Origin of the sequence: Nitrosomonas sp. (assembly GCF_019635155.1) — a bacterium.
GTDB lineage: Bacteria > Pseudomonadota > Gammaproteobacteria > Burkholderiales > Nitrosomonadaceae > Nitrosomonas.
Genome location: NZ_JAHBZY010000001.1, coordinates 177,235 through 191,696, shown reverse-complemented (window position 1 = coordinate 191,696; position 14,462 = coordinate 177,235). Strand labels below are relative to the sequence as shown.

At 51.7% G+C, this 14,462-nt stretch carries 14 protein-coding genes; 6 read left to right on the top strand and 8 right to left on the bottom strand.

Annotation, left to right across the window (positions count from 1 at the left end):
- Positions 1–48 precede the first annotated feature (48 nt).
- The 4 genes from fliP (at position 49) to KF839_RS00895 (ending at position 4,108) form a co-directional block, all read left to right on the top strand.
- Positions 49–801: a flagellar type III secretion system pore protein FliP gene (fliP, locus tag KF839_RS00910; protein WP_292915928.1), complete on the top strand. Its 753-nt coding sequence runs from the start codon at positions 49–51 to the stop codon at positions 799–801.
- 13 nt (positions 802–814) lie between these two features.
- Positions 815–1,087 (top strand): flagellar biosynthesis protein FliQ, encoded by a 273-nt coding sequence (gene fliQ, locus KF839_RS00905; RefSeq protein WP_292915927.1) that lies wholly within the window; start codon positions 815–817, stop codon positions 1,085–1,087.
- Between the two features lie 69 nt (positions 1,088–1,156).
- Positions 1,157–1,954, top strand: coding sequence for a flagellar biosynthetic protein FliR (fliR, locus tag KF839_RS00900; RefSeq protein WP_292915926.1), 798 nt, complete (start codon positions 1,157–1,159; stop codon positions 1,952–1,954).
- 237 nt (positions 1,955–2,191) lie between these two features.
- A complete protein-coding gene (locus tag KF839_RS00895; protein WP_292915925.1) occupies positions 2,192–4,108 on the top strand; it encodes a hypothetical protein in 1,917 nt (638 codons plus the stop codon).
- Positions 4,109–4,111: 3 nt separating this feature from the next.
- Here KF839_RS00895 and KF839_RS00890 read toward each other — a convergent pair whose 3' ends face one another.
- From KF839_RS00890 to KF839_RS00860, 7 genes are all read right to left on the bottom strand, one after another.
- Positions 4,112–5,371: an MgtC/SapB family protein gene (locus tag KF839_RS00890; RefSeq protein WP_292915924.1), complete on the bottom strand. Its 1,260-nt coding sequence runs from the start codon at positions 5,369–5,371 to the stop codon at positions 4,112–4,114.
- Entirely contained in the window at positions 5,361–7,148 is a 1,788-nt protein-coding gene (recJ, locus tag KF839_RS00885) for a single-stranded-DNA-specific exonuclease RecJ (protein ID WP_292915923.1), read from the bottom strand. Before recJ ends, KF839_RS00890 begins: the two co-directional genes overlap by 11 nt.
- 43 nt (positions 7,149–7,191) lie before the next feature.
- The gene (locus KF839_RS00880; RefSeq protein WP_292915922.1) at positions 7,192–8,040 is read right to left on the bottom strand and encodes an HlyC/CorC family transporter; all 849 of its coding nucleotides are present in this window, start codon (positions 8,038–8,040) and stop codon (positions 7,192–7,194) included.
- 47 nt (positions 8,041–8,087) lie between these two features.
- Entirely contained in the window at positions 8,088–8,510 is a 423-nt protein-coding gene (ybeY, locus tag KF839_RS00875) for an rRNA maturation RNase YbeY (RefSeq protein WP_292916070.1), read from the bottom strand.
- A 29-nt stretch (positions 8,511–8,539) separates the two neighbouring features.
- Positions 8,540–9,538: a PhoH family protein gene (locus KF839_RS00870; protein WP_292915921.1), complete on the bottom strand. Its 999-nt coding sequence runs from the start codon at positions 9,536–9,538 to the stop codon at positions 8,540–8,542.
- A gap of 122 nt (positions 9,539–9,660) precedes the next feature.
- A complete protein-coding gene (gene miaB / locus KF839_RS00865; RefSeq protein ID WP_292915920.1) occupies positions 9,661–10,989 on the bottom strand; it encodes a tRNA (N6-isopentenyl adenosine(37)-C2)-methylthiotransferase MiaB in 1,329 nt (442 codons plus the stop codon).
- An 18-nt stretch (positions 10,990–11,007) separates the two neighbouring features.
- Positions 11,008–11,376: a hypothetical protein gene (locus KF839_RS00860; protein ID WP_292915919.1), complete on the bottom strand. Its 369-nt coding sequence runs from the start codon at positions 11,374–11,376 to the stop codon at positions 11,008–11,010.
- Positions 11,377–11,515: 139 nt separating this feature from the next.
- Between KF839_RS00860 and KF839_RS00855 the strand changes: the two genes are divergently transcribed.
- Together KF839_RS00855 and KF839_RS00850 are read left to right on the top strand one after the other, a co-directional pair.
- Positions 11,516–11,650, top strand: a complete 135-nt coding sequence (locus KF839_RS00855) for a hypothetical protein (protein WP_292915918.1) — start codon at positions 11,516–11,518, stop codon at positions 11,648–11,650.
- A 301-nt stretch (positions 11,651–11,951) separates the two neighbouring features.
- Complete coding sequence (locus KF839_RS00850; RefSeq protein ID WP_292915917.1) at positions 11,952–13,016, top strand: PEP-CTERM sorting domain-containing protein; 1,065 nt, start codon at positions 11,952–11,954, stop codon at positions 13,014–13,016.
- 56 nt (positions 13,017–13,072) lie between these two features.
- On the opposite strand, the gene rlmD is transcribed toward KF839_RS00850, so the two are convergent.
- Positions 13,073–14,431, bottom strand: coding sequence for a 23S rRNA (uracil(1939)-C(5))-methyltransferase RlmD (gene rlmD, locus KF839_RS00845; protein ID WP_292915916.1), 1,359 nt, complete (start codon positions 14,429–14,431; stop codon positions 13,073–13,075).
- Positions 14,432–14,462 lie beyond the last annotated feature (31 nt).

Genomic DNA, 14,462 nt, shown 5'->3' with positions numbered 1-14,462 from the left:
CTTCTGCGATACAGGATTGAGGTTTTCCGGTATTCGAATAGCTGTATCTTGGAAAAGCGCCGGTGGTTGCAAATAATAGCGATCGCACTCAGTTGCGCGGCTTTTCCGGTATTCGCGCAAAAATCCGGTTTTCCGGCATTCACCAGTTCACCGAATGCCGATGGCAGCGCAACCTATACGTTGAGCTTGCAAACGCTGTTATTCCTAACGACTTTGACATTTCTACCAGCCATCGTACTGATGATGTCAAGTTTTACCCGGATCATCATTGTATTGTCGTTACTTCGCCTCGCATTGGGTACACAATCCTCTCCGCCGAATCAGGTGTTGCTCGGAATCGCATTGTTTCTAACTTTTTTTGTTATGTCGCCGGTTATCGATCGGGTGTATCACGAAGCCTATCTGCCGTACTCCGAAGATAAAATCAACATCATGCAAGCAGCCGAACAAGCCAGCATCCCGATTAAATCATTTATGCTGCATCAAACCCGGGAAACGGACCTAGCGCTTTTTGTGCAAATCTCCGGCAATGAGGAAATCGAAAGCCGTGACAATGTTCCGCTGAAACTATTGGTGCCGGCCTATATCACCAGCGAGTTAAAAACCGCATTCCAAATCGGTTTTGTCATATTTATTCCATTTCTAATCATCGATCTGGTGGTATCCAGCGTATTAATGGCAATGGGTATGATGATGCTCTCACCTATGATTATTTCATTGCCATTCAAACTCATGCTTTTTGTCTTGGTGGATGGCTGGCACCTGATCATCGGTTCATTAACGCAAAGCTTTTTCACTTAAGAGGAAATCTTTCATGACTCCAGAAGGTGCAATGACAATTGGCCGGCAAGCGCTTGAAATTACATTCATGATTGCCGCTCCGCTATTGCTTTCGGCGCTGGCAACCGGCCTATTGGTCAGTATTTTTCAAGCGGCAACGCAAATCAATGAAATGACCTTATCCTTCATTCCCAAGTTATTGGTCATGTTTCTGGTAATAGTACTGGCCGGACCCTGGATGATCACGATCATGACGGATTATATGCACCGATTGTTCACCAGCATCCCCTGGCTGGCAGTCGGCTGATATCGTAACGCCGGTATCGCTGAACGAATTCATGCGTGACCATACCGATCAGGCAAGTGATTCCGCATCATGATCAATATCTCAACAGCGGAACTGAATGTATTGCTCGCCTCCTTTTTATGGCCGCTCAGCCGTATTCTCGCATTGGTGGCCACCGCGCCTATTCTTGGAAACCCCAGCATCCCGGTTCGTGTAAAACTGGGGTTGGCGATCGTGATCACGATTCTGGTCATGCCGATGGTGGAACAATCATTACCGCAAATTGACCCCGCTTCCGGCGTCGGCCTTATTATCCTGTTGCAACAAGTGTTGATCGGCATCGCCATTGGATTTGTCATGCGTATCGTTTTTGTCGCAGTCGAAATGGCCGGTGAGTTGATCGGCTTACAAATGGGTTTGGGTTTTGCGGTTTTCTTTGATCCGCAAAGTTCCGGTCAAATCGATATCATCGGCCGTTTTCTCGGGGTGATAGCCAGTCTCGCATTTTTAGCAATTGACGGCCATTTGATGATGATTGCGCTCATTTCACAAAGCTTTAGCACCTTACCTGTCGGATCCGAAGCAACAACCAATGCAACATTTTCGACACTGGCCAATTGGGGCAGCGAAATTTTCAGATCCGGCTTGCAATTGTCACTCCCGGTATTAACCGCGCTATTGATCACAAACCTGGCATTAGGAATTCTCACCAGGGTTGCACCGCAATTGAATATTTTCGCCGTCGGTTTTCCATTAACATTATCAATCGGGATTTTGGTTCTAGCCATCAGCATGCCTTTTTATACTCCCGTACTGGAACAGCTGGTACATGAGGGTTTAAATCTCATGATGAACATCACCAATGTTACTGAAATCCATATGCCGTAGAAATTCTTGCTCTTTCGCAAACCGTTATTGCGTATCGGACAAACGCATATCTTGCTAAAAAACACCGATCCATCCGTGCAGTAAATTCATGAGCATTTCCCTAAAGAGAAACAGACACTTTTCCCCTGTTTTTTCATCGCAAGCTCATCGCTCAAATGCTGTTAGAGTAATTATCTGTTTAGTAAAAGTTGCTGACACCAGCAACACATATACGATCTTACGTTTTGGTAATGGCATATGACATTTAAGTCACGGTTATTCAGCTCGCTGCGCAAACTTTCCGCTTCGCAAGAAATTCATTTTGGCGAAGACACCGCTCCATCCGAGGACGATATACCATCGGACGCTTCGCCGGATAGCCGTCAACAATTCGCTACGGCTGACGAAATCAAGCAGCTCCTCGACAATGCCAATCGCGACCGTATCCATGCGGAAGATCATGCAATCAAAGAAGCGCATAAGCGTATCGAAGCGGAAAATATCGCGCGAGTAGCCGCTGAAGCCAGAGCTCGCGCGGAGGCCAATGCCAGAATCGCGGCGGAAACCAAAAATCAGGCCGAAACGCTTGCAACCAATCAAGCCAGAGCCAGGGCAAAAGCTGAAGCATTGGCGGCCCGGGAAGCCAATGTCCGTCGTGAATTGGAATTAAAAGCCAAATTGCTGGCGGATGAAAAGGTTAAAGCTGAAAAAGCATTAAGCGCATTACTCGAAGCCAAGATCAAAGCGGAAGCTTCGATCGTCGAAAAAACACAGCGGCGTGTCGAACAAGATGCAGTTGCATTGGATCTGGCGCATGCGGCGGCATTAAAAGAAAGCGAAGCCGCCGAAGCCGCCAAAATCCGCGCCAGAACAGCTGAAGAAGCGCACCTTGCGGCATCCGCAGCAATCGAGGCTGAAACCAGCGCTGCCGCATTAGCCGCAGCAAAGCTTCAGGAATCGCAAAAACAACTGGCGCTGGCGCAAGGCTGTAAAGAATTGGAACAGCAAGCACTGGAAACCATTCAAATTCGCACAACACTGGAAACACAACGGCAAGCGCAAATAGCCCAACGTTTGGAAGCCGAACGTAAAGCCAAAGAACAGGAAGAAGCACGATTCGAAGCCGAAGCGGCAGCCACCCGGGCAGCTTTGGAAAAAATCGAAGTGGAGGCAGCCGCGGCGGAACAGGCACGAATCCGCACCGAATCGGATCAACAGGCGATCATTGCCGCGCAGGAGCGGACGGATGCCGATAAAGCCGCAACGAAAATGGCTGAGGCCATAGCCGCTAATGAGCGCGCCGCAACGGATGCCATCAATGCAAAACAGCAGGCGGAAAGCAAATTGCTTGAAGAAACCGAGCGCCGGATGCAGCTCGCAGCGGAAGCGCTGGCAATTGCGGAAGCGGCTTTGCACGCTGAGAAAACCGCTAATCAGGCAGTTGCGGAAAAAAATAAAGCCGAATCCGCTGCGATCAAAGAATCTCAGAAACGCGCCAAAGCGGATGAAGAGGCGCGCAAAGAAGCGGAACAACATAAAGAAGCCGAAAAAGCCGCAAAAATTGCAGCGCAACAGAGAGCAACCGCGGAAATGCGATTAAAAACCGCTGCGGAATCAAAAGCTCAAGCGGATATGCTAATGGCGCAAGAAGTGCAAGCAAAAGCGGATTTGGAGCAACGTTTGCAAGAAGATGCCGAACTGCGCGCCAAAGCCATGACCGACGCCAAACAGGCGGTTGCCGAGCGCCTGGAAATCGAACAAAAAATTACCGGAATGGCGATTACCCGGGCGCAAGCCAAAATTATCGCGACCAATAAAGCCAGAGCACAATTGGAAGCGGAAAAAAACGCCACCCGCATTGCACTGGAAAAAGCCCGGAAAGAATCAGCCGCCTTGGCTGCCATGCAAGAGCGCATTACCCTGGAATCCGCCGCATTGGAAGTTGCCGCAGCACGAGAAGCCGTCGAATCGATGGCGAAAGAAGCGCTTTTTGCACGCTCGCAAGCGGATAAGGAAGCAACTGCCGCCGCCACTGCCAGAATTCGCGCCGAAATCGCCGCCGCAGAACGCTCAAGAAATCAGATGGATACCCGCACCGCAAAAAAATCTCAAACGGTTGAGTCGTTCGCCAACATGGCGGCAGCCGAACGCGTTCCGATGAAATCCAGACGTTAACGGTCAAATCAGCAGTAACAGCGCCAAGCCAACACCGGCAGCGGTTGCCAGCATGCCTGCGACACACTGTTTCGCCAATATTCGATTGCCTAAGAAAAAAATCAAACCAAGCTTAAAACCGATGTTGGACAGAAACGCCAGCGAAATCGCAACGATCACTTGTACCGTCTCCAATTTCTCCAGTTTATATAAATGCAAGCTGGATAGCGTGATCGCATCGACATCGGTCAACCCTGAGACCAATGCGACGGCATACAGACCGCTACTACCGGCGATATCCGAAAGCCACGAAGAACAAAATAAAACGACGCCATAAATTAAGCCGAAAGCAGCGGCTGCACGAATTTCGGTCGGATTCTTGATCTCCGGCACGGGTACTTCATGCTGCAGATTCAAGCGATACCACCAGTAGCCGGTGATGCCCGCGCCAAGCAGGAAACCGCTACCCAGCACCGGCAGCAATTGCGGCAATATCGCTGGCGATACCACCGCGCTGAGAATGGTTAAACGGATCAATACCGTCAAGTTGGCGATCAGAATCACCACGACGGCGAGTTGCGTGAATTCCTGATTCTCCATGCTACGGCGTGCGTAAACCAATGTCGTGGCGGTACTGGAAACCAAACCGCCGAATAATCCCAGTATCGCACCATGGCGTTGCCCGATCAGTTGCAATGCCACATAACCGGCCAAACTGACCCCTGAAATTAGTACCACCATCAACCAAATTTGATACGGATTAATCGCTCCATAGGGGCCGAAATTTTTATCCGGCAACACCGGCAAAATAATAAAGGTCAGCACCGCGAATTGCAGTATGGATATCAAATCGCGCCGGCTCAATTTCTCGGTGATGCCGTGTAATTCCGCTTTAAAATACAACAACACCGTGGTGATAATAGCCAGCATGATCGCCAATGTATCGGCCCCATACCACACCGACGCACCCAGTCCATAGCAAACCAGCGCCGCGGCGATGGTGGTCGTACCAGGATCGGAACTGTCATCCTTGATCCGGTAATACGTTGCAATCATCATCAGGCCGACAATCAGTAAGCCACCCAACAGCATCCACGGCATAACTTTTTCCGACAACATCGCCGCCAGCGTGCCAAACAACGCAACCAATGCGAATGTTCTGAGACCCGCCCGTGACCCCGGGCTACGCTCGCGCTCCAGCCCGATTAGCAAACCGATCGCAAGGCTGGTTACGAAATGCGGCAACACCGCCAGTTCACCATTTAATGTAAATTCAGTGTGCATCGTCAATGACCGATTGATCTGCGTGAAACCAATGCTCCAGCAGAAATTGCAAGGATGTCTTGCCATTATATTCATTGATCTGCAGGCGATAAACCGCATCGATCACATCCGGAAGCGGATCGTGATGAAAAAATAGAATTCCATCGAACGATTCCTCCGACTTTTGCGGTTTTTGCGTCAGTTGGTCTTGAATGCCGGATGTGAGTTTTCGTAATTTCAGCTTCAAATGTTTTTCGCCGACGATACGCTGACTTTCAACGTAGAATCGCGCATTAAACGACGGCTGCGGAAACCCTTGCCCCCATACCTGGCGCTCGAGCGATTGCGCCAATTCCAGATTGATGTCGGTGAGCGCCAGGTCGCCATCGGTTTCAATCACGCGTATCAAATCAGCAGGTGTCAGCAGCATTTGCGCGGCTTGCTCAAACGCTTCGTGAAATGCCTCGAAATCGCTGCTCCGTATGGTCAGCCCGGCAGCGGCCGCATGGCCGCCGAATTTAAGAAGCAACCCGGGATGCTGTTTCGATACCAGATCCAACGCGTCGCGCAGGTGAAAACCATTGATCGATCGCCCGGAACCCTTCATTTCGCCCTCGGCGCCCGGTGCGAAAATGATCACCGGGCGATGATATTTATCCTTGATACGCGACGCCAGAATACCGATCACGCCTTGATGCCAATCGGAATCGAACAGACAAATGCTGTAAGCGGCTTGAAATTCCGTGCGGCGGTTGGTAAGCAGCGCATCGAGCTTGAGCAATGCGCTTTCCTGCATGGTCGATTCGATTTCCCGGCGTTGCCGGTTCAAATCGTCCAATTGCTTGGCAATGTTCGCGGCATATGCTTCATCATCGGTAATCAAGCATTCGATGCCAAGCGACATATCGTCGAGCCGTCCGGCGGCGTTTAAGCGCGGTCCGAGCATAAAACCCAATTCATACGTCGACAACTGCCGGAAATCGCGCCGCGATACTTCGATCAAGGCATTGATTCCGGCGCATGCGCGGCCTTTGCGGATGCGCTGCAAACCTTGCTGCACCAGAATCCGGTTGTTGCTATCGAGCCTGACGACATCGGCAACGGTACCCAGCGCAACCAAATCGAGAAAACCGGCCAAATTCGGTTCCGGCAAAGCCGCTGAAAACGCATCACGGCGGCGCAATTCCGCGCGTAGCGCCAACATCAAATAAAAGATGACGCCCACACCGGCGATATTTTTGCTTGGAAAAGAACAATCCGGTTGATTGGGGTTAACGATAGCAGCCGCAGCCGGCAACTCATCGCCGGGTAAATGGTGATCGGTAATCACCACTTGCATGCCCAAACGGTAAGCTTCGTCAACGCCGGCGACGCTGGCAATACCGTTATCGACGGTGATCAGAATATCCGGTTGCTTGGTCTTATGCGCCAACTGCACGATTTCCGGGGTCAAGCCATAACCGAACTCAAACCGGTTCGGTACCAGGTAATCGACGATCGCACCAAACTTGCGCAAAATACGGATACCGACCGCACACGCGGTGGCGCCATCGGAATCGTAATCGGCGATTATCAGCAAGCGCCTCCCGGCGGCGATGGCATCGGCCAGAAATCCGGCTGTTGCAACGGCATTCTTCAATTCCCCGAAGGGAATCAGTTGCGTCAGCTCGGTTTCGAGTTGATCGGGATTATCGATGCCGCGCGCCGCATAGATACGCGCCAGAATCGGTGGTAACCCGTTGCCGCAGAGTGTCTGGAATGATTGCGGATCATACCGGCGCGTAATGATTTTGGACATGTCGGTACACCGGCGGGTGCATAGAAATTATTGGGAAACCCCGTTATTCTGCCGGGAGTTCGGCAGCCTCCGCAAGTTTTTCCACTTTCAGAACGTGCAGCCGGCGGCTATCAACGCGCTGTACCGTGAACTTGAACGGCTCGATCACCACCGATTCATTGCGGTTCGGTACACGGCCAAACTTATTCAAAACCAAACCGCCGATGGTATCGTAATCCTCGTCACTGAAATTCGCGCCCAACACGTCATTGAAGTTTTCGATCTCGGTAATCGCTTTGACACGGTAACGCCCGTCCGCCTCCATGACGATGTTATCTTCCTCTTCGTCGAAATCGTATTCATCCTCGATTTCTCCGACGATTTGCTCGAGCACATCCTCAATCGTAACCAAACCGGCCACACCGCCGTACTCATTGACGACGATCGCCATATGATTGCGATTACTGCGGAATTCTTTCAGCAAGATATTCAAGCGCTTCGATTCCGGAATAAAAACCGCCGGGCGCAGCATGTCGCGGATATTGAATTCTTCGGGAGCGGCGTAATAGCGCAGCAGGTCTTTTGCCAGCAGAATACCGATAATTTCGTCTTCGTCGCCTTCGATCACCGGAAAACGCGAATGCGCGGCTTCGATGACGAAAGGAATGAAATTCTCGGGTTTCTTGCTGATGTTAACAATATCCATCTGCGAGCGTGGCACCATGATATCGCGGGCCTGCATTTCGGAAACTTGCATGACGCCTTCGATCATGCTGAGCGCATCGGAATCGAGTAAATTGCGTTCAAAGGCGGAGTGTAGCAGGGTAATCAGTTGTTCGCGGTCTTCCGGTTTGCGGATCAGCAGTGCGCCAAGCCTTTCAAACCAGCCGCTTTTAGGTGGAGGTTCGTCCATAGTTGTCGAGGTTAAAAAATAATAATTTACACATAATATTTCAATGATTAATGATGTTCCGCATAGGGATCACCATATCCAAGCCGAGTCAGTATCGCCGTTTCCAATCGCTCCATTTCAATCGCCTCGGCATCTTCCAAATGGTCGTAGCCTTGCAAGTGCAGAATGCCGTGCACCGTCAAATGTGCAAAATGCGCGATCAAGTCTTTGTGCTGTTGCTGCGCTTCTTGCCGCACCACCGGAACGCACAACACGATATCGCCAGCCAAAGGGTGTGTATCGTCATACACGAAGGTTAACACATTGGTGGCGTAGTCCTTGCCGCGGAATTGCCGGTTCAGTTCATGACCTTCCTGCTCATCCACCAGCCGTAACACAACCTCGGCATCGCGCTGCAACGCGGCTTTAACCCAGCGGCGAAACTGCGGCCGCGCCGGCACTTCGCCGGATTCTGTCGCATATTGCACCATCAACTTGAACGATCGATTCGAACGCAACGTCAATCAGCATTCCGGTGCTGTTTGTCGTGCTTCTCATAGGCGCTGACAATCCGCTGCACCAGCGGATGTCGCACGACATCATCGGTGAGAAAATGCGTAAACGCGATCCCGCGGATATTTTTAAGCACTTGCTGCGCTTCCACTAACCCGCTTTTCTGATGCTTGGGCAAATCGATCTGCGTCACATCGCCGGTAATCACCGCTTTCGAGCCCAGCCCAATACGCGTCAGAAACATTTTCATTTGCTCCGGCGTGGTATTTTGCGCTTCGTCCAAAATGATAAACGACTGATTCAACGTACGTCCGCGCATAAACGCCAATGGCGCGATTTCAATGGTATTGCGTTCGAATTGCTTGCTGGTTTTATCAAATCCCATCAGATCGTACAGCGCGTCGTACAAAGGCCGTAGATACGGATCGACTTTTTGCGTCATGTCGCCGGGCAGGAAACCCAGCCGTTCACCCGCTTCCACCGCCGGACGCACCAGAATCAAGCGCGATACCAAATCGCGCTCCAGCGCGTCGACGGCGCTGGCAACCGCGAGATAAGTCTTGCCGGTACCGGCGGGACCAATCGCAAAGGTAATGTCGTGCTCCTGAATTTGCTGCAAGTACTGTGTCTGGCGCGGGGTACGGCCATATAAATTGCTGCGGCGGGTTAGCAGTGACGGTGACGCCGGCGGTTTCACCGTAAAACCATCGGCTGGACTGCCATTTTCTTCAGGTGCTTGCGGATTCAGCGCCTCGATCAAACCGAGCTGAATCTGTTCCAAACTCAGATGATGCTGCGATTGATTATAAAAATTACGCAGCACTTGCGCCGCCAGTTTGGTTTGGCCGGTATTGCCCGACACACTGAAATGTTCGCCGCGCCGTGAAATGGTAACATCCAACGCAGTTTCGACCTGTTTCAGGTTCTCATCCAATGCGCCGCACAAATTAGCGAGGCGTTGATTGTCGGCGGGTGTGAAAGAAATTTCGAGGGGTGTTGGTTTCAAAATCAAGCGCTGTTATTACAATAATGCGATTCTCTCAGCGGTTGCAATACTTTGCAAGCAAAAAAACCCTGCTTAAAACAGGCCTTTTCATCCAAAAGACTTCTCGAATCCCGCTGTAAAAGCTACCCATTGACCATTTCACCGCGCAATGAATGCGCACGAGCTTCGGTAATACGCACGTCGATGAAACTGCCGATCAACCGCAGATCACCGGATAAATTGACAACGCGGTTGTTGTCGGTGCGTCCGGCCAGCTCTTCGGGATTTTTCTTCGATGGCCCGTCGAGCAACACGCGCTGCACCGTTCCCACCATTTGCTGGCTGATTTTGCGTGCTTGCTGCTGAATTTGCGCTTGCAGCCGCTGCAACCGTTCCAGCTTCACTTCCTGCGGCGTGTCGTCGGGCAGATCCGCCGCCGGCGTGCCGGGGCGCTGGCTGTAGATAAAACTGAACGATTCGTCGAAATTCATTTCCTCGATCAGTGCCATGGTCGCTTCGAAATCGGCTTCGGTTTCGCCGGGAAAGCCGACGATAAAATCCGACGACAGTGAAAGATGGGGGCGAATCGCGCGCAGTTTGCGGATGATCGACTTGTATTCAAGCACGCTGTAACCGCGTTTCATCGCCGCCAGAATCCGGTCGGAACCGGATTGCACCGGCAAGTGCAAGTGACTGACCAGTTTCGGCAATTGCGCATACGACTGAATCAAGCGCGTGGTGAATTCTTTCGGATGCGACGTGGTATAACGGATGCGCTCGATGCCGGGAATGTCGTGCAAACACTCCAGCAATAACGAAAAATCGGCGATTTCGCCGTCGTCCATCACGCCCAGGTAAGCATTGACGTTTTGCCCGAGCAAATTGATTTCCTTCACGCCTTGATCGGCGAGCACGGCAATCTCAGTCAGCACATCACCGAGCGGGCGCGATACTTCCTCGCCGCGCGTGTACGGCACCACGCAATAACTGCAATACTTGCTGCAACCTTCCATGATCGACACGAACGCGGTGACGCCTTCGGTGCGGGCGGGCGGCAAATGATCGAATTTCTCGATTTCCGGAAACGTGATATCGACTTGCGAACGGCCGGTACTACGGCGGGTTTCGATCAATTGCGGCAGGCGATGTAAGGTTTGCGGCCCGAACACCACGTCGACGAACGGTGCACGGCTCACAATCGCTTTGCCTTCCTGGCTGGCAACGCAACCGCCGACACCGATCAATAAATCGGGATTACGCTCTTTCAAATGACGCACCCGGCCCAAATCGTGAAACACTTTTTCCTGCGCTTTCTCGCGCACCGAACAGGTATTGAACAAAATAATATCGGCTTGCGCCGGATCGTCGGTTGCCTCCATGCCGTACGCGGCATGCAGCACATCGGCCATCTTCTCCGAGTCGTACTCGTTCATCTGGCAGCCGAAAGTTTTGATATAAAGCTTGTTACTCACGAATCCACTGACATCCACTTAAAAAAATAAAAACCGCCGCTGCGGCGACGGCAACCGCTGCCCTTGGCTTTCCGCATCCTTGACCTCGTCCGGCGTCAAAAACCACACCCGCCGCAAATGACCGGTCATGTCGAGCTGGTAGCGGATCAACCCGGAATAGTTCGCCATCGACGGCATAATAATCAGATTATCCACCCCGCGAATCTGTCCGCCCGGCCCCATGATGAACTGCATCCCGTCGATGGTGAACTGCGGAAACGACACCGCCGTCAGCTCGCCGAGCTTGCTGTCTTCCGGAAACTTGCGCGTCTGCTGCGCCACCGCCGGTTGCATCAGCAAAACGCACAACACCGTCAGTCCCCATAATCTGATGTACGTGTCTTTCATCCTATCAACACTCGCAAAGAAACCATCGGAACTCGAGAAAACAATCAAGAAACATGAGCTTGGATCCTGAACAGCCGCCAGGGCTTTAAGGGCGTAATGATACGCGAAAGCGAAAATCGATAGCAATGATTTTGTCGCGGTGAATACTGCGCTCTTTCACTTCGTACTTCTTCAAACGCACGAAAAATACCTGTTCCTATCCGCCGCCAAACCGTATCGCAGCCACCCCAAGCCGGAGCATCTGATCTTGCCCGCCGAACGTATCGAAGAATAAAACCCGACCGAACATGCCAATGTGGATCAACGAAACCAGCCGGGTTATCGCTCAGGAAAAGAACAAAAACCCTGGTGCATGACGCTGCGCGTGATACGCCCACAAGACTATCCCTGTATCCAGGGAATACAAATTACCCATGAATATATCTTTTTTAGCGATAATAGCGTCTATAATGTGGGTAGCTTTCCAAAAGCTCGTACCAGTTTTACCGCTGCCTCAAGACGAAGCAAATGATTTCACAACAACTTTGAGTGTTGGAGTAAGAATTCAATGTAGACTCAATCGAAAAGGATAAAAAATGATCAAAAACCATTACTCAATACTGATTGCCGGAATTTTATCGGCATCGATCGCAATGTCTGCCAATGCAGAAACAGAATGGGCCATCAAAATATTTGATGGCGTTGATCTGGTGGATATTAATAATTCTGGGCAAATAGTTGGCAGATATACCGGAACGAACCAGCATTTTATTACCGGTACAGATGGTGAAGGGATCATCAAGACTTTTGATTTGAGTGGTGGGTGGGTTAGCGCCATTAATGATTCAGGACAAATCACCGGTATCGGTGGTGGTACCGGCGCATTTATTACCGATGCAAATGGTGAAAACTTGCGTTCTATTGGAACGCTTGGGGGAAAAGACTCTACTGCATTTGACATCAATAATTCTGGGCAAGTCGTCGGTACATCAAGCACACCTGAAGGTGATTTCCATGCATTCATGACCGGTTCGAACGGTGTTGGAATGATTGATCTAGGGACTCTTGGCGGAAAGTACAGTTATGCATCCGCGATCAATGAATCGGGGCAAGTGGTGGGATTGTCAGAAACCGCTGATGGATCTTTTCATGCATTCATGACCGGCTCCAATGGGAATGGCATGACAGATTTAGGCGCTCTGGATGCAAGAGGTAGCATAGCTACTTCTATTAACGATCATGGGCAAGTTGTTGGAGTGCTAAGTTATTCTGGCTACGAGGAAAGCTTCATCACTGGGCCGAATGGTGAAGACATGGATTATCTAGGCAGTTCTCGTGCTATCGAAATCAATAATTCCGGGCAAGTAATACTTAATTTCTATGGACCAGCAATCTCTGCATGGTTATATAGCGGTGATGGATCTTTCATAAATCTCGGACTATTACCTATTTTCTCCACTGTTGGAGGAGTTTCTGAACTTAGTGCAGATGCAATCAACGACAAAGGACAAATTATCGGAAGATTTCACGATAGAAAAGGGTCGTTTATGCTTACGCCTGTCTCACCGGTTCCCGAACCACAAAATTACGCGATGTTGTTGGCGGGACTCGGATTAATGGCATTCAGAAGAAACAGGCTGTTTAAGCTGACAAACTATTGATCCCGCAAACAGCGAGTATCGTAGCCCGTCATCTAAGTACTGAAAATCGCTTACGATTATGAATCAAGGCTTTCCAATCCCGCCGATTCAAACACCGCCAGCGATTCAATATGCGCGGTGTGCGGGAACATGTTGACGACGCCGGCGGCGCGCAGTTGCCAGCCGCCTTTTTGCGCCAGGATGGCGGTATCGCGCGCCAGCGTTTCCGGGTTGCACGACACGTAGACGATGCGCCGCGGCTTGGCAGGTGTTGCCGCCAATGTTTCGGCGACGGCCAAGGCGCCGGCGCGTGGCGGATCGATCAGTACGCGGTCGATACGTCCGTGGGTTTGCAGCAGTTGATTCCAATCATCCAGCGTCCATTTGAACAGATCGCGTGCGATGAAGGTGGTTTTTGCCGCCAGGCCGTTTTGCCGCGCGGCTTGTTCGGCACGGGCGACCAATGTGGCCGCGCCTTCCAGACCGATTACCTGTTGCGCGCGGGTAGCAAGCGGCAGGGTGAAATTACCCAAACCGCAAAAGAAATCGGCGACGACCTCGTCCGGTTGCGGCGCCAATAATTCAATCGCGCGGCTGACCAATAGCATGTTCAATTGGTGATTGACTTGCGTGAAGTCGGTCGGCATGAAGGGCAGGGTGATGCCGAATTCTGGCAATTCCAGCGTCAGCACATTGGCTTCTTCATCCAACATCGGCGCGACGGATTGTGATCCGCCGGGCTGCAGCCACATCGACACGCCGTGCATGCGGCCAAACGCCAGCAACGCTGCGCGATCATCGTCATCGGGTGGTTCGAGCACGCGCACGACCAGCACGGTGGCATGCGCGCCCACTGCGACTTCGATCTGTGGCAAACGGTCGCGAATCGCCAAATTAGCGATCAGTTCGCGCAGCGGCCCCAGCAGATTGGAAATCCGCTCCGGCAGCACTGCGCACGATTGCATGTCGACCACGAAGCCGCGGATGCGCTCGTGAAATCCAACCATTTGAATACCTTTGCGCCGCACGAAGCGCACCGACAGCCGCGCACGATGGCGATAGCCCCACGCCGGACCATCGAGCGGCGGCAGCAGCGTTTCCGGGCGAATTTTGGCGGTGTGCCACAGCGCATCTTCCAGCACTTGCTGCTTGAGTTGCAACTGCGCCGCCACATCCAGATGTTGCAGCGAGCAACCGCCGCATGCGCTCCGGAAATACCCGAAATGCTGACAACGCGGCGTTACCCGGTGTGGACTGGCGTGCACGCATTCGAGCAATTGCCCGATATGATTGCGCGGTTTCGATTTCATCACTTCATACCGCACCCGTTCGCCCGGCAACGCGCCTTCGATGACAACCGGTTTGCCGGCGTGCTGCGCTATTCCTTTGCCATCGAGCTTGAGCGACTCGATAACGGCTTCAAAGTGATCAGTCATGAAATTTTAGAAGGTATTGAGAAATGAGAAA